Below are 23,839 nucleotides of genomic sequence, written 5' to 3'. Positions count from 1 at the left end.
CCCCCCCCGCGATTTCAGGAAATGGGGCTGAGCGGGGGGCGGGTGCTGCTCGGTGAGGCGATGCCCGCCAGGTGCCGACTGTCGCCTCGGGGGTCAGTGAGGCTGGTGCGGTACGTCGCCCGCCGCGCCGATCTCGAGCTCCGTCCGGCCCGAGGACACGGGCAGCGCGTACGTCCGGAGCACTTCGGCCATCTGCCCGACTCGCTCGGGTTCCAGGCGCCAGAGGACCTTTCGACCGTGCCACCGGTCCTCGGGCAGATCAGGAACGACGACGCCGGCGCGCTGGAGCTCGGTCAGGTGCTTCTGGATGGCCGGCCTGGTCGCTTCGACTCGCTCGACGAGCTCGGCCACGCTGGTCGGTCCGGTCAGGTCCAGGTGGCGGATGATCTCCAGCCGGGCAGCGCTGCCCAGCACCCCGATCACCTCTGCCACGTCGTCGGGCAGAGTCGGCGGGCGGGTCAGGCGCGGCACAGCCACATCATCTCGGACGACATCGCGGACCCGACCCGGTTCGGCGGCGCGGGCGTTGCGCTCCAGTCAGTCGTGGCGCCGGCGTGTCCTGCGGGCGAGCTCGGGCGGCAGCAGGTAGGACCCGATCGCCTCGGTCGCGTCGAGCACCGTGTCCTCGTCGATGTCGTAGTTGACGCGCATCCCGTGGCGCTGCCCGGCCGGCTCCGTCGCAACCACCAGACCGACGGCTTCCAAGGCGAGCAGCTGCCGGCGGATCGCCTCGGGCGTGACCCCGGTGAGGCGGGAGATCGTCCCGCTGGACGTCGGACCAACCCGCGCGAGGTGGTGGATCACCGCGCGCGCCAGAGGCATCGCGAGCGCGTCCAGGAGGGCGGCTTCGTGCTCTGGCAGGTCGATCGGCGGCCGGACGATTCGGGGCACGCGCCGATCCTCGCCCGGGACGAAGGACCAACCCCCTCAGTCCCAACCGTCTGTAGGGTGTTCGGCGGGCGTGCCCTTGCTACGACAGGGCCCCGGCCTCTGGGGAGAACGACATGAGCATGGACAACGGCGAGATCGCGGGCTCGATGCCCGTGCTTGCGGAGCCGCGGCGTCGATCGCGCGCGAGGTGGGTGATCGCCGTGGTGACCGCCGCCGCGCTGGTCGTCGTGGGAGGCGGCGCGGGCGTCCTCGTGTGGAACGCGGGCGAGAACTCCCGGCACGCCGAGGCGATGGAGCAGTGGCAGCAGGCGCTCGACAGGCTCGAGGCGGACCTGGCCGCGGCGGAGGCCGTGGCCGACGACCTGGCTGCCGTCGTCGAGGAGTCGAGCGCCGCGCCCGTCGTCGAGGGGGTCGTGCAGGCGGTCGACGTCGAGTCGGCCGGCGGGGACGACCTGGCCGCGTTCGCGCTCCTGGTGGCGGAGAAGCGTGAGCTGGACCTGAGCATCGACCCTGGGCTGTCCCGCGCGCAGAAGATCGACCGGGCCGGCGAGGTCGTCACCGCCGTGGAACTCGCCCGGGGAGACCTGGCACGAGACGTCGGGGTCCTCCAGCTCTCGGTGACCTCGAACCGCGTGGCCCACGTCCTCGCAGACGTCCTGGAGCCCGCGGCGACCGATCTGGACGCCGCAGTCGCCGCGGTGGGGGAGTCGCTGCCGGCGGCGCAGGAGCACCTGGCGGCCTCCGAGGGCGACACCCTGGACGACTCGGCGCGGGTCGCACTGACGGGGGCGATCGACTCCGCTGCAGCCGCGGTAGAGGTGGCCACCTCTGAGGGCGTCGAGCCTGGGCGCGCCCTGCTCGACGACGCCGTCGGGCTCCTGGCGGACCTCGCCGCCGCGCTCGACGACGCCGACTTCGCATCCGTCAACGCCCTGATGGCGCGGGCCGACCAGACGCTCGAGGGGTCGGCCGAGATCACCGCAGCGCTACCCGAGCACGCGGCCGAGCTGCGCGCGCACGTCGACGCGCTCGCCGGCGCGCGCGACGCCGTCACGCAGGCGCAGAACGCCAAGGCGGCCGCCGCGGCAGCAGCGCGAGCGTCGGGCGGCACCAAGAACACCGGCGGGTCGCAGACCCGACCGGGAGGCTCGTCGACCGGGAACCAATCCGCTGGCGCTTCGGCGCCCGCCGCCAAGGGCGGATCAGGTTCCTCGGGATCGTCGGGCAGCGGGTCCACCTCCGGCTCCGGAGGCGGATCGTCAGGCGGAGGCACCTGGGTGGAGGAGGGCTCCGGCACGTGGTGCGACACCACGGACACCTCTGGTGCCGACGGAGTCGGAGGGTGGTGCTGATGGCGGGCTGACCCGACGTCGCAGCGAGCGAAGGGAACCTCGCCCTGAACAGGGCGAGGGCCGGTGCGGTAACACCGGCCCTCTGCTTGCGCGATCCCTGAGAGAGACGACCACCTGGCGGGGCGTGTGCCCCGGGGAGGCTTTGACGTGCAAGCAAGGCAAGTTTGGCATGCCCGAAGAGGGCTGAGTATGGGCCTGGCGGCCCTACTCCTGGCCCCCCTGATGCTGGTCGCCGGGCTCAACCCGGCCCGCGCGGCCGCGCTCGGCCCTGGAGTGACGATCTACCCCGCCGGGTACGGGGCCGTGCACCTGGGCCCGTACGAGACGCCAGCAGGGGTCGACGACTCCGTCGGCTACTGCGTGCAGGCCCGCATCTACCCGCCGAGCGGCACCGACACGATCGCGTCGACCTCGCTCTTGGCCGACCCGGTGCTGGCCTACATCTACTCCCAGCGCCGCTACGCCACCGACGATGCGACCGCCGCGGCCGTGGGATACGAGACCCACATGCGCGGCGAGCTCCCCGGGTCGATGGCCGGCGGGAACGTCGACACCGTCCGCTCGCTCATCGCCGCCGCGACCCCGCAATACGTCAAGGACCGTGCGGCACAGCTCGTCGCCGAAGCCGAAGGACTGGCGGGCCCCTGGCGAGCAGCAGCTGTGGGAACCGCGTCCGGGTCCGGTACTCGCACCGGGTCCATCGACCTCCCGCCGATCATCGGACGCGGCGGTGCACCGCTCGTGGGCTACCCGATGACCGCAACGCTCAACGGTCCCGCAACGTTCAACGCCACTGGCACCAAGACCTGGGCGGGCCTGTCACAGGCAAACACGATCACCCTCACCTGGACCGCCGAGCCCGGCGCGACCGGTGATGTGACCATCAGCCGCCGGATCGAGAACCTGCCGCGGCAGACGCTGACCTACGTCCACCCATCCGGACAGCGGCAGGCTCAGCTGACGTACGGGCTTCGTACGCCGCAGGACCCTCAAGAGCTGACGACGCCGGGGCCGACGTTCCGCGCAGTGGGTGACTTCCGGCCGCAAGGGGTGTCGTCGGCGCCGGCGTTCGTGGATGTCGGCGAGGAGCTGGTGGACACGTTCGTCCCGCAGGCGCACCCCGAGGACCAGTGGGTGTACGTCGACGGGCGCCCGGTGCCGGTGACGTACTCCTACGACGTGTACGACGTGGGCTCGACCCCGATCCCGGAGTCCAGTTCGGCGCCGTCGGGTACGCCGGTGTTCTCCGGGACGGCGGTCGCGACCGGGGGTCCTGGTGTGCCGATCACGGTGAGCGCTGGGCTCGCGTCGGAGCCGATCACGTACGTGTACGTGTGGGGGTCGTCGAAGCAGATCCAGCCGGCCGCGTGGCGTGAGTACGTCAAGGACGTGGTGTGGACCGACGGGACGAAGTTCGACGAGACGACCGTGGTCCGGGCGCCGCTGGAGCACTTCTCGCAGATGCGTGAGTACAACGTGGAGCTCGGCGGGCGCGCGTTCGACGAGGTCACGATCTCCGGGTTCCCGGACGACTACGGCGAGTTCGACGGGATCGGGCCGTTCGGCCCCGACGGCGACCTGGCGGACTTCACGGTCTACGGCCCGAAGACCGACGGGTACTTCACCGAGCCGGAGGTGCCCGAGGGCACGCCGGTGCTGATGAGCACCACGCTGCCGGCCCGCAACGGGACGTATGAGGTCGGGTACGGCGAGGACGACCAGATCGTCCCGAACCAGGCCGGCTGCTACGTCGCGATCTACTCCTACGCCGGCTCAGCGCGCGTGGCGCCGTTCTCGAGCCGGGCGGACGACATCCGTGAGCAGTTCTGTGTGCGGGACGACCCCTCGATGTGGCTGGACATGATGTCCACCGCCTCGCAGTCGGCGAAGGCCGGCGTCGGTGAGATCGCGGACACGGTGATGATCATGGGGCCGGCGTTCCCGACCGAGGGCGCGACCCTGACCTGGGAGCAGTGCGCGTGGGTCCCCGGCGAGGAGCCCGGCTGCGAGAACCCCGTGGTGACCCACGAGGTCGACGTGCCGCGCACCGGCGCGTACATCCACCCGGACCTGGCGACCCCGAGCATCCACGACTTCCCACCCGGGACGCTCGCGGTGCACGTGGGGTGGTCCCCGGTGCTGCGGGACCGGGCCGGCATCGAGCTGATGCGCGAGCCGTGGGGCACCGCCTCGCAGACCACCCTGGTCACCGCGGACCTGCCGGGGATGGCTTCGACGGCGACGTCGAGCGCGACCACGGGTGACGAGGTCCGCGACGAGGTGACGTTCACCGGTGAGAAGCGGGCGGACTGGACGCTGCGCTGGGAGGCCTGCTGGCTGGATGCGGACCTGGCCTGCCCGGAGGGGACCGCGTTCGCGATGGGCGAGCCGGTGACGCTCGACCCGGAGGTCGACGTCTACCGCACCCCGGCCTGGGAGGTTGAGGTCCCGGCCGGCACGCCGCCGGGAGCGCGCCTCTATCTGGGGTGGGTGCCGGTGGTGACCGATGCGCTCGGCGTCGAGCTGATGCGCGAGGACTGGGGTGTCGGCGCGCAGACCACGGTGGTCGAACATCCGCTGCCGGAGATGGTCAGCAAGGCCACCGACCGGGGCGTGGTCGGCGTCGACACCTCGCAGGACCAGGTCGTGATCACCGGCCCGGTGCTGGCGGGGTCTCGGCTGGTGTGGAACGCCTGCTACTCGCTCGTCGGTGACTCCGGCTGCCGTCCGGACGCCACCGTGATCGAGCCCGGCCCGGTCGTCGACGCCGCGCCCGAACCCGGTGAGGAGCCGGACGAGGGCGGCGAGCCCGGGGAAGAAGAACCCGCCGACGAGGTGGGGGAGAGCGCCCCGCAGGTCGGGATCGTGCTCCCGGAGCTCGCCGTCGGGGAAACCCTGGAGCTCGACGGACCGGAACTGGCACTGACCGACGGCGGCCTGCCGCCGCACGAGGGCCTGCAGCTGTCGTGGATGCCGGAGATCCGCACGCCCGAGGGTGAGGTGCTGATCGCCGAGCCGTACGGGACGCCGGAGCAGACCACCAAGGTCGACTACCCGCCGATCGAGACGGTGACCACGGCGTACGCGGAGTCCGAGGACGGCCCCTGGTACGGCGACTGGATCGGTGACCGCGTGAGGGTCACCGGGGAGATCCTGCCCGCCGACTCGGTCACGGTCAGGCTCTACGCCTGGCCGAACGACGGGCCGCCGGTGTGCGAGGGCGAGCCGCTGGCCGAGGTCGACCTGGACCTGGTGCCCGGGGTGAGCGACTACGACACGGGACTCATCTACGAGACGCCGCGTGACCGCCCGGACCTCACCTACGGGTTCCAGGAGACGACCGTCTCCCGGGACACCGAAGTGGTGTCCGAGTGCGGGCTCGCCGACGAGACCGTCAAGCCTCAACCTCGTGCGGCTGAGGACTTGGCGGCGGCCGCCGACGACGAGGCCTCGGCGCTGGCGAAGACCGGCGCCGGCCGGGTGCTGCTGATGCTCGTCGTCGCGGCGGTGCTCGCGATGACCGGTGGTTCGATCGCCCGCTGGTCCGAGCAGCGGCGGACGGCGGGCGCGACCGGCTAGCGCCCACCCCAGCTCCTGCGCCGGCGGCGTCGTGCCGCCTCCCCTCGGCTTCCGTGCCGCCGGCGCAGGACAACACGGCCCCGATCGCCCGGGGCCGGGCAGGCACCCCGTGGGTAGGGGCGGGGCCTGCCGTACGTCACCCGCCGGCGGGTGAGCCCTACACCCCCACCCGCCGGCCCCCCAGCCGTGCATCTGAGACCACCCGAGCAGGAAGGACCAGCAGGCCATGTACGACGCGATCGCCGAGGGCGGGACCTACCGCACCGAGGTGTGGCCGGACCCCGGCGCGCACGACACCGTGGACGCTGAGGGCTGGGTCGTGAACTTGCGGGTCCACCGCAGGCCCGATCGGAAGACTCACCCGGCCGAGTTCGTGCGGCCGGTCACCGTTCTGATCCTGGGCAACCCGCCGATGACCGACGTCTGGGCTAGCACCCGTCTGACCCCGGACGACGAGGTGACCGTCGACCTGCTCGGGGCAGGGCGCGTCGTGCGTCGATACCCTCCGCTGCCGAGCGAGCTGCGAGTCCGGTTGGACTCGCTCGCGCACGACCCGGTCTCGGTGTGGGTGGAGGCGCTCACCGTGCAGGCTCGGGTCCGGCTCGGGCGCCCGGCGCCCGACCCGACCACGCTGCTCGGTCAGCCACGCCACCGGATCACGGGCACGTGGTCCGCGTGAGCGACACCGGCTCCGCAGGCCGCGCGACCGCCCCGGAGGGCGCTCAGGCACCAGCAGCGACAACAGCCATGCTCCTGGCCGCCGCCGCGGCCGGCGTTGGGCGGTCACGACGACGCGCGGCCGGGCGACAGCTGGTCGACGAGCTGGCCGCGTGGGTGGGGCTGCTCGTCGTGCTGGCTCCCGTGGCGATCGTGGCGACCGCCGTGTGCGCGTGGGTCGAGCTCGAGGCGATCGACGAGCTGGGCATCGAGTGACCCCGCGCCCTTCGCGGGGCGCTTCATCTATCGAATCGGTCTGGGGACTGATGGCAACGAACGTGCAGATCACCGCGTCGTCGGCGTCGTGCGCCGGCGTGCGCTGGTGCGTGCGGGTCGTGGTGCCGCTCTGGAACCGGGAGGGCGCCGGCGGTCCGGGTTGGTTCCCCAGACCGATGGCCCGGCCGTCGGCGTCCTCCCGCCTGACATCGGTCGCCTCGGGGGGCGGCCGTGAACTCCCGGGCGCGGGGTGCCCATCCCCTAGCTGCACCCCGCGCCCGGGCTCCTGGGGGTCGCGGTGAGCGCGGCGGCTCCGGCGTCGGCCTACGAGACGCTGCAGGGCCTGGTCGGCCCGACGGTGCTGCCCGGCCCGCGCCGCGGCCGCCGTCTGGTGCGCGCGGCCGTGGCGGGGTTGCTGGTCCTGGTGCTCGGCGCCGGCGGCACCGTGGGCTGGCGGTGGTGGCAGCTGCGCGAGGCCCGCACCGGGTACCTCCTGGCGATCGAGGCACTGTCGGCGGCGCTGGCGGGTGCGCACCTGGAGGCCGAACGCGCCCGCGAGGTCCTGGACTCCGTCGGTGAGCAGGTCCTCGACGCCGACCTCACGGTCGATCTGGCCGGTCTGGTCGACCACGTCGCCGCCGGCCGGGCTGAGGTCGTGGCGTCGCAGCGGCTCGGGAGCTGGCCGCGCGAGCGCGTGGTGTCGATCACCGCGGCGCTGCGCTCCGAGGCGCGCGAGGCACGCGAGCTCCGCGAGCAACTGCAACTGACACGCGACTCCCTGACCGCGTCCCACCACGACTGGCTCGTGGCCGCAGCCCTCGAGCGGGTCAGCAAGGCCGGCGAGGACCTGACGTCCGCCGTGGAGCAGGCAACCACGCTGCTCGCCGACACCGAGGACCGGGTTCAGGACCCGGTTGTGCGGGACGAGCTCGCCGCGGCGATCGAGCACGGGGCGGCACTGCTCACCGCCGGGGTCGAACCCGGGACTGCGCTCGAGGCGCTGGAGGCTGCTGCGGCGGACCTGGGTACCGCGCGTGAGCGGGTGCACGCGGCCGCGGCCGCGGTGAGCGAGTCGCACGAGGCGTGGCAGGCGGCGCAGGCTCCGCCGGCGAGCACCGGCACCGGCTCGGGGTCCACGGGGGGCTCGTCCGCAGGCCAGGGGAGCGGGCGCTCCGGCGGGTCGACCTCGGGCGGCGGCGGCGCCAGCGGGTCGGCCGGGCCGACCGCGCCGGGCGGGTCGACCGGGGCCGGGGGCGAGTCGGGCGGGTCGGGTGGGTCGACGCAGCGGGTGCTGAACCCGGGGCGCGCGGTGTCCGACGGGACCCCGGGGAAGGTCACCGTCACCGCGACGACGTCGTGGGCGGCCGCCTCGGTGACGGCGACGGTCGCCGGCGTGACGCTGCCGATGGTCAGCACCGGGACGGGGTCGTACTCGGCGACGTTCACCGGGCTGCCGGCCGGAGACCACAGCTGGTCGGTGACGGCCGACGGCCTCACCGCGCACGGGTCGAAGGCGACGGTGTTCTGATGCGCGCGCTGATCGCGGGGTTCGGGGCGCTGCTCGCGGGGCTGCTCGTGGTCGGGGGAGTGGTCCTGGACGACGAGCCTCGCCCGGTCGAGGACTCGGGAGGCTCCGGGGAACTGAACCTGGATGCGGTGCCCGAGGAGTTCCGCGCCGCGCTGCTCGACGCCGCTGGACGCTGCCCTGGGGTGTCGGGGCCGCTGCTGGCCGCGCAGATCGAGGTCGAGTCGGGCTGGAACCCGGCGGCGGTGTCCCCGGCCGGGGCGCAGGGGATCGCGCAGTTCATGCCGGGCACCTGGCGGACGTGGGGCCGGGACTACTCCGGCGACGGCGTCGCGGACCCGTTCAACGCGACCGACGCGATCGGGTCGCAGGCGGACTACATGTGCCACCTGCGGGACCTGAGCGACGCGGGCCTGGCGTCCGGGGCGATGTCCGGGGATGCGGTGCAGCTGACCCTCGCGTCGTACAACGCCGGGCCCGGGGCCGTGGCCAAGCACCGCGGCATCCCGCCGTTCACCGAGACCCGCCGGTACGTGGACCGGGTCCTGGCGGCGGTCGCGAAGTACACGCTGACCGGAGACGACGGTCAGTACGAGGGCCAGGGCCCCGGGGTGTCGGCCGATGGGACCTACCGGGTCTCGATGCCCGGGTCCGGGCACCTGGACCCCTCGACGCTCTGCGAGCTGTCGTGGTCGCCGCGGATCCTGCTGCGCTGCGACGCCGCCCAGGCCCTTGAGCGCCTGAACGTGGCGTACACGGACCGGTTCGGGGCGCCGCTGGGGGTCTCTGACGGGTACCGGGACTACGCCTCGCAGGTCGCGATCGCCGCCGCCAAGCCGCACCTGGCGGCCAAGCCCGGCACCTCGAACCACGGGTGGGGCCTGGCGGCCGACCTGATCGGTGTCAGCCCGGAGGGCTCCGAGCGGTACCGGTGGCTGCGCGAGCACGGCCCCACCTACGGCTGGCAGCACCCGTCCTGGGCCCGGATCGGCGGCTCGAAGCCGGAGGCATGGCACTGGGAGTACGTGGGAGTCCGCACATGAAGCACACCAAGACCGCCCTGGCCCTCGCCCTGATCGTGGTGACCACCACGCCGGGGTGCACCTCGCCGGCGCCCGACCCGGCGCCGACCGCGTCAGCGAGCCCGTCACGGACCAGCACGGCTCCGGACCCCCGAGCGACCGCGCCGGCGCCCACCACCGCTGACCCCGCGCCCGAACCGGCGCCGGAGCCGGCAGCGGTGGAGGACCCCTCGGTTGTCGCGGACCGGGTCGCGGGCCTGCTGTGGGCCGCGGACACCCGCACCGACGCATCCCCGGCCGACACCGCCCGCCGGGCCGCGCCCTGGCTGACGCCGACGGCGCTGGAGCAGGTGACCTCCGCACCGGCCATCGACGCCGACTGGCTGGAGCTGGCCGCGCACTCCGGCAGGCGCCTGGCCGCGGTCGACGACGTCGACGAGCTGGTCGGACGCACACCCGACACCACGACCGTCGCGGTCCGCACGCGCGGGGTGCGACTGACCCCGGTCAGCGAGGACGGGTGGACCGGCGAGCAGGCGTACGTCGTCGCGACGTTCCGCCTGACCCGCACACAGGTGAGCGCGCCGTGGCTGGTCGACGACGTCGAGGCGATGTGGGCGCTGGACCCGACCGGGGACGAGTACCGCGAGTAGCGCCGCACGACGGCGGCAGAACACGACGAGCTAGGGGAAGCGCAGATGAACCTGATCTGGCCCGGGTCGGCCTACGAGGCAGACGACGAGGAGGTCACAGCCAAGGTGGCGGCGACCGCGCAGACAGCTGCGCCGCCACCGGCGCCGGCCGAGCCCGCGGAGCAGCCCTCGCCGGCTGGGAAGGAAGCCGGTCCACGCGGCGGGCCGCAGCCCACATCGGCCGGCACGTTGCTGGCCAGCAAGACCCCCGGCGACCCCACCGACTCGACCGCGCAGAGCGAGGGCCCACCGGCGGCTGCGGCCGCAACCGCGCCGCCGGCGCAGGCGGACGTCGCCACCCCGGTGCGCGGCGTGCCGGTCGCGCCGGTTCCGGCGTGGGACCACGTGCTCGCCGGCGACCCGCCACGCACGTCGGTCTCGGCGGACCTGCTGGCGAGCCCGGACCCGGACGCCGCGGCCGCGGCGGCCCCGCTGACCGGGTGGCGGCGCGCGGTGCGCATCGCCAGCCTCGGGATCGTCCGACCTCGTCCCTCGCGCGAGGCCCGCGAGCTGGTCGCGGACACCGCCGCGGTCGGCGTGCAGCTGGCGGGCGCCCGCACGGTCATCGTCGCCAACCCCAAGGGCGGCGGCGGCAAGACACCGACCGTCGTCGGGCTGTCTGCGACGTACGGGTGCGTGCGCGGCGGGCGGGTCCTGGCCTGGGACAACAACGAGACGATGGGCACCCTCGGGGTCCGGACCTTCCCGCAGCGGTACGCCACCACTGCGGTCGACCTGCTGCGCGCCCTCGGCCACCTGGAGGGCACCGGGGTGCGCGCCGGGGACCTGGCCGCGTTCGTCCGGCACCAGGCCTCGGGCCGCTTCGACGTGCTGGTGTCCGACGAGGACCCCGCGCGCATGAGCCAGATCGACGCCGCGGCGTTCGCTCGCCTGCACGACCTGCTCACCGGGGTCTACGAGGTCCTGGTCGTCGACACCGGCAACAACGCCCGCTCCCCGAACTTCCTCGCGGCCGTCGACGTCGCCGACGCCCTGGTCATCCCGCTGTCGCTCAAGCCCGACAGCGTGCTGTCCGCGGGCCGGCTCATCGACCAGCTGCGCGCCTACGGCCGCGGCGACCTGGTCGAGCACGCCGTGACCGTGATCTCCGACAGCGGCGAGTCCGGCCAGGCACCGGCGGACATCGCCCGGTGGTCGGCGTTCTTCGAGGAGACCACCGCGGCGGTCGTGCACGTGCCGTTCGACCCGCACCTGAACGTCGGGGGGCCGATCACGTTCGACCAGCTCGCCCCGGCCACCCGCCGGGCGTACCTGCGCGCCGGTGCCCGTGTGGCTCAGGTGCTGTCCACCCGACCCGGCCAGCGCCCCGGCTGGTCGACGTTCCCCCTGAAGGAGACGAACCGATGAACACCCCCCTGGAGCTCACCGCGGCTGTGGCCTCCCGCCTGCCGGCCGACATCCCCAACCCCTTGGACAACGTGACCCCGGACCTGAACGTGTTCGGGGTCAAGTTCACTGGCGCCGTGCAGCTCGCACTGGGCGGGCTGTGGGCGGTCGTGCTGTTCTACACGGTCGCCGCGGTGATCATCGGCCTGGCGAAGTGGGCGTGGGCGAAGAAGGTCTCCCACAACCGTGAGGCGCTGGCCGAGGGCGCGAACGAGTTCAAGCAGGCCCTGGTCGTCTTCGCGATCGCCGCGATGCTCTCGCTGATCATCGGTGCGGTCCTGATCTTCGCGCAGCAGGCGAACGGCTGATGCGCGGCGGCAAGGTGCTGCTCGGCACCGGCATCGCGCTCGGACTGGTCGGCCTCGGACTGCTGGGCGGCCGGCTCGTCGATGGCGGCTCCGACGAGCCGCCGCCCGCTGGCCCGGGCGGCGTCACCCAAGAGGCACCCACGGCCGAGGTCGACGCCGACGGTCGGTACCTGGTCGCCTACGGCTCGGGCGGGTCCGACCGGTCCTCGACCGGCGTGCCGGTGGGGTTCGACCCGGACTGCGGCAGCGCGATCGCAGCGGCGGCGTCCTACGCGGTGGCGGTCATCACCCCGCTGGTCGACCCGACCGGCTGGGACAGCGAGTCCTACACCGGGATGCTCGAGGAGCTGTCCGCCGGCCTGCACGCCACGGCCGGCGAGCACTCCACCGAGCACCTCCTGGAGGTGCTGGCCACCGCGCCGGCGGTCGCCAGCGCGGTGCCCGACACCCGCATGTACCCGACGGACTCGCTGTTCCGGGTGCGCTCGTGCGTGGAGGGGACGTCTGCCGGGGTGGATCTGGCACTGGTGACCGGCGGGACCGCCGCGGGCACCCCGTTCGGTGGGGTGATGCCGGTGGCCGTGGACCTGGCGTGGCACGGCGAGGACTGGCGGCTGGTCACCCTCGACCCCTTCGCCCAGTGGGACACCTGGCAGACGATGACCACCGCCCCGGGCGAGGGGTGGACCCCGCCGGTGGACGCGCGGGGGCGTGCGGCGATCGCGGCCGCCGGCGGCGCGGGGTGGACGGAGTTCACCGATGCCGGCGCGTAGCCCTCGTAGTCGCGCTCGGGCCGCGTGGGTCGCGGTCCTCGCGGTCCTGGTCTGGGTCACCGGCGTCGGGGCTGCTGCAGCCGCCCCGACACCGGCAACCGCCCCGGTGAGCATCACGACGACCTCGCAGACCGCTGGCATCGGTGAGCAGCTGGTGTGCGGGATCCTCGGCACGATCAACCCGATCAACGGGATGGTGTGCGGCGTCGGGCAGGACATCGTCGGCGGCGTCCTGCAGAACCAGGACGGCGGGGACGGCGAGAAGTCGTCGGCGGGCGGGTCGTCGCTGGTGTGCACCGTCGCCCCGATCGTGAGCCCGGTGCTCGGCCTGGTGTGCCCGGTCCTGGTCGACGGGGTCGAGCAGGTCGCGAAGGTCGCGGGCCTGGTCCTGAACCCCGAGCGCGCCTACCAGCACTTCGCGAACGACCTCAAGGAGGACGCGATCACCTGGTTCACCAGGTCGATCTCGTACGTCGTCGACGAGACCACCTTCGACGCCGGCGCCCAGTGGTGGCGGGAGGCCTACGCCGCGACGGCCGGGATCGGCATGGCGGTCATGGTCGTGATGATCCTGACGACGCTGCGGCGTGCCGCCGTCGGCAAGATCGGGCCGGCGAAGGCATCGGAGGTCATCACCCAGTACGTCCCGGTCGCGGTGCTGATGATGATGTTCGGCCCGCCGGTCGGCTACGTCCTGGGCCGGATCACCGGGGGCATGAACGCCGGGATCCTGAAGTGGATGGGCCCGGACGTGGTCGACATGTTGACCAACGGCGCCGTGTTCACCCAGATGACGGCCGCCTCGGGGTTCGGCATGGGCATCGGCATCCTGATGTTCCTGGTGCTGCTGCTGGCCTCGCTCGGGGTGTTCGGGACGTGGCTGACGCAGTCCCTGTCGACCCACGTGATCGGCGCGGTGGGCGGGGTGGCCTGGGGGATGAGCGTGGACCCGCAGTGGCGGCCCAAGGCGCTGCGGGTGGTGTGGCTGTTCGTCGGCCTGCTGTTCGCCAAGCCGGCCGGGCTGCTGGTCATCGGGATCATCGCGAAGTACCTGGGGAACATGGACCCCAAGGGGGGCCTGGACGACCCGACGCAGCTGCTCGTGCAGGGGCTGACGTTCATCATCGCTCTGGTCATGATCGCCTTCTCACCGTGGGCGGTGATGAAGTTCTTCCCGCTGCTGCCAGACGGCAGCGAGTCGGTGAACTCCTCCGGCCCGACGGTGGCGACCTCCGTCGCCGGCGGCATGGGGTCGATCGCCACCACGATGCTGATGCTGCACGCCCGCGGCTCCGGGGGCGGCGGCGGCGGTGGTGGTGGTTCGGGCGGCGGCTCGAGCGGTGATGCCCCCAGGTCGGCCAAGAGCGGCGGCGGCGGCGCGACCAAGCCCAAGTCCGGCGGGCAGGAGCAGAACCCGGGCACGGGCAAGCAGCCCGACAAGAGCGGCTCGGGCGCTGGCTCCAAGAGCGGCGCCCGCTCGGGCGCGACCGGAGGCGGCCGCGGGAGCAGGGCGTCGAGGAACGGCGGCACCGGGGCGGGCGCCGAGCGCGACGGCGCGCCGCCGGACCCGGCGACGTCGACGAGCCCCGCCGCGAAGGGCGCTGGGGGCCTGGGGTCGAAGCACGCGGGTGCTGCGCGGGCCGGCGGTGGTTCGGCGAGCGGGGCCGGCGCGACGGGCGGCAAGGCGGCTTCGGCGGCGGGAGGTGCTGCGACGGGCGGGGCGTTGCTGGCGGCCCAGCTCGCCGCTGCCGGCGTGACGGCGGTAGCGAGCAAGGCCAAGGAGGCGTCGGCTGCTGCCGCGCCGCAGACCGGAGGTGGTGAGCAGTGAGCACGCCCGACCTGATCGACCGGCGGGTGCACCTGGGCGGTGCGACCCGTTCGCGCGGGATCCTGGGCGGCACTCGGTCCGGGTTCCAGTGGACCGGGATGATCGGGTGCCTGGTGGTGTCGCTGATGCCCCTGGTCGGGGGAACCCTCAGCCTGTCCACCGTTCTGGTCGCGGTGGCGGGCGCCGCGGTGTCGGTCGGGGCGTGGACGCCGTGGCCGGGGATGCAGGAGCGGTCGGCGGTGCTGTGGGCGCTGTGGTGGCTGCGGTTCTGGGTTCGGCGGCGGCGTGCGATGTCGGTGTTCGCCCTGGCGCGCGACGGCAAGTCCGCACCACCGAGCCCGCTCGCCCCGCTCAAGGCCCGCGAGGCCCCCTCCGGGTTGTCGGTCGTGCGGCATCACAGCCCGGGCCGGCGGGCGTTCCAGACCGTTGCGTGGGAGATGGTCGGCGCCCGCGCGGGGTTCGACAACGACTACATGCTCGGCGCCGACCAGGAACGGTTCGGCAAGCTCGCCGCCGCGTGCGTGACCGCCGAGCCGCGGGTCGTCGGGCTGCAGCAGGTGTCGCGGGTGGGGTCCTACGATATGGCCGACCACGTGCACTGGATCGCCGGGAAGATCCCGCCGGGCACGAACCAGCGGCTCATCGACTCCTACGTCAACCTCCTGGACATCGGGGGCGAGCAGTCCGACCAGACCCGCACCTGGCTCGTGGCGCGCGTCCGTGACGCCGGCCTCGTCGACGTCGCCGACGACCTGGACGACGACGATGACGACCTCGACGCCGACGAGCGGGTGCTGCGGTCGGTCGAGCAGATCGCGGAGTCCGTGAGCCAGCTCGCGGCCATGCAGGGCATCCAGCTGCGGGCGCTGACAGGTCCGCGCCTCGCCGCGGTGATCCGCGGGCTGCAAGACCCCGATCACCCGCTGGATCAGACCGCAGGCATGGCCTGGGACTCCGCGTGGGCGCCGTGGGAGACCTGGCACCCCCGGCACATGGTGGTCCACGGCTCCGATCGTCGATGGTGGACACGCACCGCGGTGATCCCCGCCGACGCGGTGGCACCCGGGGCACTGCCGGCGGACTTCTTGTGGCCTCTGATCGGGTCGATGACCCCGACGCTGGTCCGCACGGTCAGCACGCACGTCGAGCTGATCCCGGCGGACAGGGCCCGGTCCAAGGCCCGCGACGACGTCACGGCCGACGGCACCGCCGCGATGGAAGCGGTGACCAGCTCGGTCGACGACGGCGGCGCCGGCCGCCAGCTGTCGCTGTCCGAGCAGCACCTGGTCGACCTGGCCGCCGGCAGCGGTCACCACGGTGCCGCTTGGGTCGCGACCATCACGATCCAGGCGCCGTCGCTGCGGGACCTGGCGCGCGCGAGCAAGCAGCTGGCCACCGCGGCCGAGGAAGCCGCGATCACCCGGCTGGACTTCGTCGACGGATGGCACGACGGGGCGTTCTGCACCACGCTCCCGCTCGCGCACGGGATGGGTAGGACCCGATGAGCACCCCGACCACGACCCACGAGCCGGTGGCGTCCAGCACCGCCGCACCCGAGACGGCGACTCCTGCCACACCCGGAGCCGGTCCCAGCGACAAGGACCGGCAGCGGCGGGACAAGGCCCGCGCGCGCCGGCTGCACAAGCACCTTCGCCGGGCGCGGGTACGACCGCGGATCGCGCTGCTGAACCGGTGGGGCTGGTACGAGCTGCTGCTGACGGCCGCGTTCTCCACCACCCGGCAGATCGGAGCGCTGCACCTGGGCACGAGCGCCGCACCGACCTCTCACCGCGGGCTGTTCGCCGGCCGGGACTGGCACCACCGGTGGGCGGTGTTCCTCGACGTGTTCACCCTCTACCTCGACGGAGGGCTGAAGAACCCGAACATCGTCGTCGTCGGTGACATCGGCGCCGGCAAGTCCTCCTTCATCAAGACCCTGCTGGTGATCCGCGCACTCCTGCTCGGGCGTCGGGTCGTCATCGTGGACAAGAAGTCCCAACGTCGCGCGGACGGCACCGTGGAGGGCGAGTACGCACTGCTCGCCCGCGAGCTCGGCGTCACCCCGATCCGGTTCGCCACCGGCGGCGGAGCCGGCGGGTCCCGGATCAACCCGCTGGACCCGGCGATCGGGGCCGGGCAGGTATCCCGGTACGAGCTGCTGCGCGCGATCCTGGCCGAGGCACTGGGCCGGCCGATCCGCCCGCTCGAGGGGCGGGCGCTGCGGATCGCCGTCGACGTCGCGATCGCTGACGCCGAGGCGGGTGGTCAGGTCGCCACGATCCGTGAGGTCATCGCTCAGCTCGCCGACCCGGGACCGAGCGCCCAGGGGCGGCTCTCGCAGTACGAGTCGCTGGAGGACCTCGCTGGGTGGGGCCGGGAGGCGGCCGCCGAGCTGTCCCGGATGGTCGAGGAGGACCTGGCCGGGCTGGTCGACGGGCCGACGTCCCCGGACATCAACCTGACCGCGGGGCTGACGGTGTTCGACATCTCGGCGCTGCCCGAGGACGGGCCCGCGGTCCCGATCGTCATGGCCATCGTGAATACCTGGCTGCGCGGCACGCTGGCGGCGCAGGCCGACACGGTGCCCACGGTGTTCGTGGTCGACGAGGCCGGGCTGGTCATGGAGGGCAGCTTCGCGAAGGTCACCCGCCGCAACCAGAAGGTCGCCCGCGGCGAGGCACTGAGCAACGTCAGCGGCATGCAGCACGTCTCGGACACCCAGGGCGACCCGTACGCCCTGGCCACGTTGCGCGAGGCCGGCACCGTCGTGGTCTACCGGCAGGAGAAGCCCGACGAGGCCCGCGCCTGTGTGCAGACCTTCGGACTGCCCGCGCAGTGCGTCTCGCTGATCCAGACGTTGCCCGACGGGGCGGCGCTGGTCCGTGTCGGTGGCGGCAAGCCGTTCGTGCTGAACCACGTGCGTTCGGACTGGGAGGTGTCGGTGGCGAACACCGATGACGCGATGACCTCCGAGGCGACCATCGCCCTGCACGACGCAGGAGAGGCGGCATGAGCGCCCCGGCACCGACGCGACCGCCGACGTCGGGGTCGACCGCGGCGTTCGTCGCGATCATGTCGGTGATGGCCGCGGTGGCGCTGTCGGTGCTGCTGCTGCACGCGACGATCGCGCTGACCGCGCACGCCAACGGTCACCCCGCGCCCCCGCTCGCGAGCACAGCCCGAGCCGTGGTCGCCCGACCCGGCGACCCCGTCAGCGCCCTGGGCGAGCCGATCGGGCCGACCTGGCCGCCGTACGCGCTGTGGGGCGTCGCGCTCGGGCTGCTCCTCCTCGCAGGGTGGCGGGTGCTGCTCGCCTGGGGCCGGCGCCGGTACCGGGAGGCGCCGACCAGCGCGAGTCTCGCGGCGGCGGCCGACGTCGCGCCGCTGCAGGAGCAGCAGGCCGTCGCGACCGCGCGGCGCATCGGCGGGGACGCGGTGGCGAACATGTCATCGCAGGACCTGGTCGTGCCGCTCGGACGTGTCGGGTCCAAGCGCATCTACCTGCAGCACGAGCTCAGCCTCCTGGGCATCGCACCTTCGCGATCGGGCAAGACCTCGAACTGCGTCATCGGGTGGGTCCTGGACGCCCCGGGCCCGGTCATCGCGACGTCGACGAAGAGCGATGTGCCGTACCTGACGATCCTGGCGCGCCGGCGCCTGGGCGACGTGTACGTCCTCGACCTCCGCGACATCACCGGGTGGCCCGAGAAGGTGTCCTGGGACCTGGTCGGCGGCTGCGAGGACCCTTCCGAGGCGGTCGCCCGCGCCACCGCGATGGCCGGCGCTGCGCCCTCGGGCGGCACGACGAACGGCGACTGGTTCAACGCACTGGCGGCACGCGTGCTCGGGTACCTGCTGCACGCCGCAGCGCTCAAGCCCGGCGGCACCGCCCGCGACGTCCTGGCCTGGGCCAGCGACCTGGACAACCCCGAACCGGTGGACGCCCTGCGCCAGCTCGGCGTCCCGCGCCCGACCGAGGACCGCCCGGACACCTCCTCTTGGGCGGACCTGCTGGCCTCGCAGACCAGGAACGAGTCGGAGCAGACGGTCGGGTCCATGCAGATCACCCTCCTGGGCGTCCTGGAACCCCTGTCGGACCCCGCCGTCATGACCGCCGTGTGCCCGCAGCCCGGGACCACTCCGTTCGACGTGAACCACTTCCTGACGACCCGCTCGACGCTGTACCTGCTGTCCAAGGGTGGCCGCAAGAGCGTGGCCCCGGTCATCACCGCGTTCGCCGACATGATCCTGCGCACGGCCGACGAGATGTCCCAGAGGCTGCCCGGCGGCCGGTTCTGGCCTCCGGTCTCCCTCGTGGGCGACGAGATCGCGAACATCGCCCCGCTGCCCGACCTGGATCAGCTGATTTCGGACTCCGGCGGGCGCGGCATCTCGGTACGGATGATCGCCCAGACCAAGGCTCAGCTGGTCAAGCGGTGGGGCCGTGAGCAGACCGAGGCCATCTTCGCCGGCGTCAACGCGCTCCTGGCGCTCCCGTCGATCACCGAGCCGGACGTCCTCCGTCACCTGTCGTTCCTCACCGGACAGCACCGCGTCGCCCGGTTCTCGGTGACCGAGAGCGACGGCCGCACCAGCGCCACGACTTCTGGTGAACGCGAGAACCGGATGGCCGAGGACGAGATCCACAACATGCCGATGGGCACCGCCCTGCTCATCGCGGGGAACATGCCCGCGGTCCACCTGCGACTGACGCCGTGGCAAGAGCGGCCCGACGCCGACCAGCTCCGCCAGGACAGCCTCGAGGTCGAACGGCTCACCGGAAGGCGGATGGAGCAGTGAGCGAGCACCTGCCGGGCGGCGCGTACGTCACCCAGGACGACCTGGTCGCCGCGCTGCGCACCGTCGGTGCCGAGCACGACGACCTGAGCAGGCAGCACACCGACCTCGCGGGGGCGGTGCGGGATCTCGCCGGCGTGGTGACCAAGATCGCCGGACGCGTCACCGACCTGACCGACCACGACGTCGAGAACGGCCGCGCCCGCTGGCGGTGGCGCACCCTTCCGCCAGGACCAGCGCGCGAGGGCCTGTGGCACCAGGTCGCTGCCTTCGTGGGCTGGTACAACGCCCGCTACGGGCACGCGGCGCAGTCGGTCGCGATCTGGCCGTGCTGGCCGGAGCATCCGGCCGCCGTCGAAGAGCTCACCGCGCTGATGGTCGCCCACGACGCCGCCTACGCCGGCGAGGACCCCACAGACGCGATCATCGCCTGGCACGACCGGTGGCTGTGGCCCGCCATCGACCGGCTGCACGCCCGCCCGGGCGGGTTCCGCAATTGCACCGCCACCACCCACGACTTGCGGCACACCCTCGACGTACCCGCCGCGACCGCCGAAGCCCTCGCGGTTGCGATCGCCGCCGACGCGCAGACAGCCACTCCGGCACCCGGACCGGCGACCGACGCGCTGGAGGGGCCGCCCCTGGGCGAACCTCCAGCTGAGGAGGACCGGTGAGGATCACGGTCTACTCCAAGCCCGACTGCGTGCAGTGCGACGCGACCTACCGCGCCCTGGACAAGGCCAGCCTGCAGTACGAGATCGTCGACATCACCACCGACGACGTCGCCCGCGACTACGTCATGGGCCTCGGGCACCTGCAGTCGCCCGTCGTCGTCGCCGACGGCCAGCACTGGTCCGGGTACCGCCCGGACCAGATCACCGCCCTGGCCGCGCGCCGGACACCGGGGCCGGCATGAAGCCGGGTATCGCGGTCGACCACCTGCTCACCGCCGCCCTGTGGTCCCGGTCCGACGCCGAGCGGATCCGCGCGGCGCTGCCGGCGTGGTGGGCAGCGGCCGCCGGCGGCCTGCGCCCGGCCCTGGCAGCACTGATCCACGACCACGACACGCACCAGGCAGCCGACGTCGACGGCCACGAGCGCGCGGCCGCGATCCTCGCGTGGATCCTGCGCCGAGCCGGCGAGGTCACCGAGGCCGCCGAGCAGCACCAGCGGTGGAGGGAGACCGGGCGCAACGGTCCCGAGCCGGCGCACTGGTCCCGCGACATGGCCCTGGCGATGCACGGCCCCGCGCGCGGGCTTCCGGACCCGCGCCTGCTCACCCTGGCCGCCAGGGTGGCGCCGCTCGCCGTCGAGCTCGCCGCACCCGACCGGCACACCACCCACTCCCTGGCCTACCTGATCGCGACCGCCCGCACCGACCCGCCCACGAGAGGACGACCCATGCTGCTGACCACCACCGTGACCTTCGAGGGCAACCTAGCCGCCGACCCCGAACGCCGTACCTCAGCCGAGACGCAACGCCCCTACGCCGACCTCGTCGTGCTCGTGAACGAGCCCGGCGAGCAGGTCGACGAGGACGGCAAGTCCACCAGGCCCGAACCCACCCGCCATCGCGTGCGCGTCCCCGGCCCGGCCGCGGAGCACGCCGCCGCGTGCCTGCAGTGCGGCGATCGGGTCGTGGTCACCGGCAGGGTCGTCACCGACAGCTGGACCGACCCTGAGACGCAGCGCAAGCGCACCGCGCCCCGGGTCATCGCCGACGCCATCGGGGTGTCCCTGCGGTTCACCCCGGTGCTCGTCCAGCGGACCACCCGATGACCGCGCCCACCACGGTCCGCGGACGCCTCACTTCCGCCGGGCGGTGGATCAACGCCTCGATGACCAGGTGGCTGGACCGGCCGGTATGGCCGACGGGCCTGCGCCGGCGAGATCTGATCGTTCACCGTTCGCGCACGATCGGGCTGAGCGCCGTCGGCGCGATGGCGACGTACACCGTTTGGTCAGCGATCGGGCCGGCCACGGTGGCCTACGGTCGCGACCTCGTCAGCGCGCTGATGGTCGCGGGCCCGCGGGCGCAGGACCGGGCGATCGCGATCGTGATCGGTGTGTGGCTGCTCGCTTGGTGGATCGCCCGAGCGGTCAGGTCGGCGTCCTCGCGGCGGCTGGCCGCACGGATCAGCCCACAACCCCCGATCGTCACCGTCGGGGCCGCGCAAGCGCGCGGTGTGAGCGCAGTGGACGAGCGGGTCGCCCGGCACGAGGCGGCGCACGCGGTGGTCGCTCATGCGATGGGAGCGACGCTCCTGATGGTGCGCGCGGTGCCGAACGACGAGAGCGCCGGCCGGTGCAGCTGGTCGGCCAAGAGCGAGAAGTGCGCCTCCGACGAGGCGTGGCGCGAGCTGTGCTCCGCGGTCGCCGGCGCGGTCGAGGTCACCGAGGGCGCTCACGCCTGGCCGGGTTCGCGAGACGACTGGGGCCAGGCAGCGGCGGCAGCCATGTTCATCGCGTCGAGCGGTCAACGGCCAGTCGGCTTCGCGGGACCGCTGAGCGTCGATCGCCTGCTCGAGGCGGCGCGCGGGCACGCGGCCGCACTGCTCGCAGCGAACGCTCCCGCGCTGGACGAGCTCACCGCGGCGCTGGTGGCGCGCGGGACGTTGGACGGCGAGGACGCGGTCGCGATCCTGACGGACGTGAAGCCGGCCGAGACGGGGCGGTGAGGGGCGTGCTGGCCAGCTGCGACGTCAGCGCGGCCGCGGTGGTGTCGGCGGTCCGGCGGCACTTCGGCGCCGAGCGCGATGGCCTCGGTCCGGAGTGGGCCGCGCTCGAGGAGTTCACCGGCAGCCCCGGCGGGTGGGGCATGTCCCGCCGGGCCGACCTGTTCCTGGTGCGGGCGTGGTCCGGCGCCCCCCGCGGCCACGAGCGGGTGCTCGTGGAGGTGAAGGTCTCGCGCGCGGACCTGACGCACGAGCTCGCCTCCCCGGACAAGCTCGCGGCCTTCGCCCGGTACGCGCACCGGGTCTACTTCGCGACGCCGGCAGGGCTGGTGCGTGACGAGGACCTGGGCGCGGGGGTGGGGCTCATCGAGGTCACCGCCGGCCGTGCACAGGTTCGAGTGAAAGCGGCGCGGCGGTCCGACGTCGAGCCACCTCCGACGGGGTTCATGGTCGAAGCCTTCCGGCGCGCGAGTCGAGCCGAGGCGCGCATCCGCCAGGCCGACAACGCCGACGCGCCCGCGCGGGTCGCACAGCTCGAGCGAGAGCTGGCGGTGGCGCGGCGCGCGGTCGAGACCTCGCGGGCCGCCGCGGACCGAGACCGTCAACGGCTCAGTCGGTGGATCAAGGCCGTGGCCTACGCCGGCGGCGTGGCCTGCGTGTGCGGGGCTGCGATGCGACCCCCACTCGACCTCCGCCGGCACAACCTCCGGCACGCCGACGGTTCGCCGTGCCCCCAGGCGACCTACGGCGACGCCGCGGAGCCGGACATGCTCGCCCTCGCGCGGCGGTTCGCCGCCCTCGGCACCACGCAGAACGCCGAGGCCGCCACATGACGCTGCCCGCGCCCGCGTACGACCCGGCCGAGCTGTTCGCCGACGCAGCGGCCCTCGCCGAGCGGGTCCCGGCCTGGGGGTCGGGCCTCCTGGCGCTGGTCGTCCTCGCTCGGGGCCGCCGCGCACGTTGGCGGCGCCGGGACCCGCAACGATGGTTCGACGCCTACCAGCGGGCCGCCGGTCGCGCGCGGGCCGGCGGGCGCTGCGAGTACACCGCCGCGTGGTCCTGGCAGCGCTGCCCGGCTGCGTCGGAGCAGGCCGACCACTTCCGACCGTGGGCACGCGGAGGAGCGACCGAACCGGAGAACCTGGTCGCCGCATGCGTCCGGCACAACCAGTCCAAGGGCGGCCGGATGCCCACGCTGCTGACCACCGCGGTGATCACCTGGCGCCGCCGTCGCTACTTCCCGGCCGGCGTCCCTCGCCGACCCGGCGCCTGGTACCGAGGGTCGCGGCGTTGAAGGCTCACATCGGGGCATCCCCGTCTCGTTCGAGCGACTGCTTACAGACGACATTCAAGTCGACGATGGCGTCGCGCAAGGGCTGGACGACGGACTCGGGCGGATCCTCGTCCGGAGCGCCGCCCTCGACGTTGCCCCAGAAGTGGTAGCCGTTCCACGCGCTCACGTACGCGCCCCAGGCCGCCTCGACGTCGCCGTCAGCCAGCAGCCGCATGCGGACAGTGATCTCGTCCATCGGGGCTAGGGACAGCGGGGCGCCAGGCGGCTCGGGCGACAGGTTGAACTGCTGCTCGCCGTTGAACGCCCAGACGGCGTTGAGCCTCCGATCCTGGTCGATGGCGTGTCCCAGAGCGTCGGCGTACGTGGCCAGACGATCCTGGCGGACCCGCTCCGCTCGCTCTCGTCGATGATTCTGAGCCGCTAGCCGCTCAGCGTGTCTCCGCGCCTGGGCAGCAGTGAAGACGGTCGCAGCAAGGCCAGCGAGAGCTACCAGGACGGTGGCGACCAACTCCGGAGTCATGAGCCCAAAGTGCCACACGCCCCCACAGCCCGAAGATCCTGCACGGGAGCGAGCAGCCGCTCCAAGGCTCCGTCCGAAACCGACCGTTTTCGGACGCCGGCGGCCGCCGCGCGACATGTGACTTTCTCCGGTGAGTGGCGGCGGTCTTCAGCCGCTCAGGGGCACGGTTAGTTGACTCCGATGACGAGGGTGCTGGCGGCGGCTTCGACGACGTCGTTGGTGATGGTCTGCAGCTCGTTGATC

Annotated in this window: 23 protein-coding genes; 20 read left to right on the top strand and 3 right to left on the bottom strand. The window is 73.3% G+C overall.

Annotation, left to right across the window (positions count from 1 at the left end; all coding sequences use genetic code 11):
• Positions 1-93: 93 nt before the first annotated feature.
• Both J5O08_RS17400 and J5O08_RS17395 read right to left on the bottom strand, forming a co-directional pair.
• Entirely contained in the window at positions 94-471 is a 378-nt protein-coding gene (locus tag J5O08_RS17400) for a helix-turn-helix transcriptional regulator (RefSeq protein ID WP_218708159.1), read from the bottom strand.
• 66 nt (positions 472-537) lie between these two features.
• Positions 538-891, bottom strand: a complete 354-nt coding sequence (locus tag J5O08_RS17395; RefSeq protein ID WP_218708158.1) for a helix-turn-helix transcriptional regulator — start codon at positions 889-891, stop codon at positions 538-540.
• A 113-nt stretch (positions 892-1,004) separates the two neighbouring features.
• Between J5O08_RS17395 and J5O08_RS17390 the strand changes: the two genes are divergently transcribed.
• The 20 genes from J5O08_RS17390 to J5O08_RS17295 all read left to right on the top strand — a co-directional run bounded on the left by J5O08_RS17390 (position 1,005) and on the right by J5O08_RS17295 (position 23,076).
• A complete protein-coding gene (locus J5O08_RS17390) occupies positions 1,005-2,243 on the top strand; it encodes a hypothetical protein (RefSeq protein WP_218708157.1) in 1,239 nt (412 codons plus the stop codon).
• A gap of 189 nt (positions 2,244-2,432) precedes the next feature.
• Positions 2,433-5,822 carry a hypothetical protein gene (locus J5O08_RS17385; RefSeq protein ID WP_218708156.1) on the top strand — a complete coding sequence of 1,130 codons (3,390 nt, stop codon included), beginning with the start codon at positions 2,433-2,435 and terminating at the stop codon, positions 5,820-5,822.
• A gap of 226 nt (positions 5,823-6,048) precedes the next feature.
• Complete coding sequence (locus J5O08_RS17380) at positions 6,049-6,501, top strand: hypothetical protein (RefSeq protein WP_218708155.1); 453 nt, start codon at positions 6,049-6,051, stop codon at positions 6,499-6,501.
• A 68-nt stretch (positions 6,502-6,569) separates the two neighbouring features.
• Positions 6,570-6,755 carry a hypothetical protein gene (locus J5O08_RS17375; protein ID WP_218708154.1) on the top strand — a complete coding sequence of 62 codons (186 nt, stop codon included), beginning with the start codon at positions 6,570-6,572 and terminating at the stop codon, positions 6,753-6,755.
• Positions 6,756-7,053: 298 nt separating this feature from the next.
• Positions 7,054-8,283, top strand: coding sequence for a hypothetical protein (locus tag J5O08_RS17370; protein ID WP_218708153.1), 1,230 nt, complete (start codon positions 7,054-7,056; stop codon positions 8,281-8,283).
• Entirely contained in the window at positions 8,283-9,323 is a 1,041-nt protein-coding gene (locus tag J5O08_RS17365; protein ID WP_218708152.1) for a transglycosylase SLT domain-containing protein, read from the top strand. The genes J5O08_RS17370 and J5O08_RS17365 overlap by 1 nt, the downstream gene beginning before the upstream one ends.
• Positions 9,320-9,955 carry a hypothetical protein gene (locus J5O08_RS17360; protein WP_218708151.1) on the top strand — a complete coding sequence of 212 codons (636 nt, stop codon included), beginning with the start codon at positions 9,320-9,322 and terminating at the stop codon, positions 9,953-9,955. Before J5O08_RS17365 ends, J5O08_RS17360 begins: the two co-directional genes overlap by 4 nt.
• 45 nt (positions 9,956-10,000) lie before the next feature.
• Positions 10,001-11,362: a chromosome partitioning protein gene (locus J5O08_RS17355; RefSeq protein ID WP_218708150.1), complete on the top strand. Its 1,362-nt coding sequence runs from the start codon at positions 10,001-10,003 to the stop codon at positions 11,360-11,362.
• Positions 11,359-11,709 (top strand): hypothetical protein, encoded by a 351-nt coding sequence (locus tag J5O08_RS17350; RefSeq protein WP_218708149.1) that lies wholly within the window; start codon positions 11,359-11,361, stop codon positions 11,707-11,709. The genes J5O08_RS17355 and J5O08_RS17350 overlap by 4 nt, the downstream gene beginning before the upstream one ends.
• Positions 11,709-12,482, top strand: coding sequence for a hypothetical protein (locus J5O08_RS17345; RefSeq protein WP_218708148.1), 774 nt, complete (start codon positions 11,709-11,711; stop codon positions 12,480-12,482). The genes J5O08_RS17350 and J5O08_RS17345 overlap by 1 nt, the downstream gene beginning before the upstream one ends.
• Positions 12,483-12,588: 106 nt before the next feature.
• Positions 12,589-14,310: a hypothetical protein gene (locus J5O08_RS17340; RefSeq protein ID WP_218708146.1), complete on the top strand. Its 1,722-nt coding sequence runs from the start codon at positions 12,589-12,591 to the stop codon at positions 14,308-14,310.
• Positions 14,307-15,815 carry a hypothetical protein gene (locus J5O08_RS17335; RefSeq protein WP_218708144.1) on the top strand — a complete coding sequence of 503 codons (1,509 nt, stop codon included), beginning with the start codon at positions 14,307-14,309 and terminating at the stop codon, positions 15,813-15,815. Before J5O08_RS17340 ends, J5O08_RS17335 begins: the two co-directional genes overlap by 4 nt.
• On the top strand, positions 15,812-17,323 hold the full coding sequence (locus J5O08_RS17330; protein ID WP_218708142.1) for an ATP-binding protein: 1,512 nt from the start codon (positions 15,812-15,814) through the stop codon (positions 17,321-17,323). Before J5O08_RS17335 ends, J5O08_RS17330 begins: the two co-directional genes overlap by 4 nt.
• A complete protein-coding gene (locus tag J5O08_RS17325) occupies positions 17,320-19,110 on the top strand; it encodes a type IV secretory system conjugative DNA transfer family protein (protein ID WP_218708140.1) in 1,791 nt (596 codons plus the stop codon). The genes J5O08_RS17330 and J5O08_RS17325 overlap by 4 nt, the downstream gene beginning before the upstream one ends.
• The gene (locus tag J5O08_RS21750) at positions 19,107-19,781 is read left to right on the top strand and encodes a DUF4913 domain-containing protein (RefSeq protein ID WP_218708138.1); all 675 of its coding nucleotides are present in this window, start codon (positions 19,107-19,109) and stop codon (positions 19,779-19,781) included. The genes J5O08_RS17325 and J5O08_RS21750 overlap by 4 nt, the downstream gene beginning before the upstream one ends.
• On the top strand, positions 19,778-20,023 hold the full coding sequence (nrdH, locus tag J5O08_RS17315) for a glutaredoxin-like protein NrdH (RefSeq protein WP_218708136.1): 246 nt from the start codon (positions 19,778-19,780) through the stop codon (positions 20,021-20,023). Before J5O08_RS21750 ends, nrdH begins: the two co-directional genes overlap by 4 nt.
• Complete coding sequence (locus J5O08_RS17310) at positions 20,020-20,886, top strand: single-stranded DNA-binding protein (protein ID WP_218708135.1); 867 nt, start codon at positions 20,020-20,022, stop codon at positions 20,884-20,886. Before nrdH ends, J5O08_RS17310 begins: the two co-directional genes overlap by 4 nt.
• Positions 20,883-21,785, top strand: a complete 903-nt coding sequence (locus tag J5O08_RS17305; protein ID WP_218708134.1) for a hypothetical protein — start codon at positions 20,883-20,885, stop codon at positions 21,783-21,785. The genes J5O08_RS17310 and J5O08_RS17305 overlap by 4 nt, the downstream gene beginning before the upstream one ends.
• A 5-nt stretch (positions 21,786-21,790) precedes the next feature.
• On the top strand, positions 21,791-22,615 hold the full coding sequence (locus J5O08_RS17300; RefSeq protein WP_218708133.1) for a hypothetical protein: 825 nt from the start codon (positions 21,791-21,793) through the stop codon (positions 22,613-22,615).
• Positions 22,612-23,076 (top strand): HNH endonuclease, encoded by a 465-nt coding sequence (locus J5O08_RS17295; protein WP_218708132.1) that lies wholly within the window; start codon positions 22,612-22,614, stop codon positions 23,074-23,076. Before J5O08_RS17300 ends, J5O08_RS17295 begins: the two co-directional genes overlap by 4 nt.
• 4 nt (positions 23,077-23,080) lie before the next feature.
• Here J5O08_RS17295 and J5O08_RS17290 read toward each other — a convergent pair whose 3' ends face one another.
• Complete coding sequence (locus tag J5O08_RS17290) at positions 23,081-23,584, bottom strand: hypothetical protein (RefSeq protein ID WP_218708131.1); 504 nt, start codon at positions 23,582-23,584, stop codon at positions 23,081-23,083.
• Between the last annotated feature and the right edge of the window lie 255 nt (positions 23,585-23,839).

Source organism: Cellulomonas sp. PS-H5 (genome assembly GCF_019265565.1).
In the GTDB taxonomy this organism is placed as follows: domain Bacteria; phylum Actinomycetota; class Actinomycetes; order Actinomycetales; family Cellulomonadaceae; genus Cellulomonas.
This window is presented reverse-complemented; position numbering and strand designations above follow the sequence as displayed.

Excerpts from the sequence above, each read along its gene's own strand:
- J5O08_RS17350 (WP_218708149.1), top strand. The coding sequence starts at position 11,359 with ATGAACACCCCCCTGGAGCTCACCGCGGCTGTGGCCTCCCGCCTGCCG.
- J5O08_RS17310 (WP_218708135.1), top strand. The coding sequence starts at position 20,020 with ATGAAGCCGGGTATCGCGGTCGACCACCTGCTCACCGCCGCCCTGTGG.
- J5O08_RS17385 (WP_218708156.1), top strand. The coding sequence starts at position 2,433 with ATGGGCCTGGCGGCCCTACTCCTGGCCCCCCTGATGCTGGTCGCCGGG.
- J5O08_RS17360 (WP_218708151.1), top strand. The coding sequence starts at position 9,320 with ATGAAGCACACCAAGACCGCCCTGGCCCTCGCCCTGATCGTGGTGACC.
- J5O08_RS17390 (WP_218708157.1), top strand. The coding sequence starts at position 1,005 with ATGAGCATGGACAACGGCGAGATCGCGGGCTCGATGCCCGTGCTTGCG.
- J5O08_RS17295 (WP_218708132.1), top strand. The coding sequence starts at position 22,612 with ATGACGCTGCCCGCGCCCGCGTACGACCCGGCCGAGCTGTTCGCCGAC.
- J5O08_RS17380 (WP_218708155.1), top strand. The coding sequence starts at position 6,049 with ATGTACGACGCGATCGCCGAGGGCGGGACCTACCGCACCGAGGTGTGG.
- J5O08_RS17355 (WP_218708150.1), top strand. The coding sequence starts at position 10,001 with ATGAACCTGATCTGGCCCGGGTCGGCCTACGAGGCAGACGACGAGGAG.
- J5O08_RS17345 (WP_218708148.1), top strand. The coding sequence starts at position 11,709 with ATGCGCGGCGGCAAGGTGCTGCTCGGCACCGGCATCGCGCTCGGACTG.
- J5O08_RS17330 (WP_218708142.1), top strand. The coding sequence starts at position 15,812 with ATGAGCACCCCGACCACGACCCACGAGCCGGTGGCGTCCAGCACCGCC.
- J5O08_RS17305 (WP_218708134.1), top strand. The coding sequence starts at position 20,883 with ATGACCGCGCCCACCACGGTCCGCGGACGCCTCACTTCCGCCGGGCGG.
- J5O08_RS17325 (WP_218708140.1), top strand. The coding sequence starts at position 17,320 with ATGAGCGCCCCGGCACCGACGCGACCGCCGACGTCGGGGTCGACCGCG.
- J5O08_RS17365 (WP_218708152.1), top strand. The coding sequence starts at position 8,283 with ATGCGCGCGCTGATCGCGGGGTTCGGGGCGCTGCTCGCGGGGCTGCTC.
- J5O08_RS17375 (WP_218708154.1), top strand. The coding sequence starts at position 6,570 with ATGCTCCTGGCCGCCGCCGCGGCCGGCGTTGGGCGGTCACGACGACGC.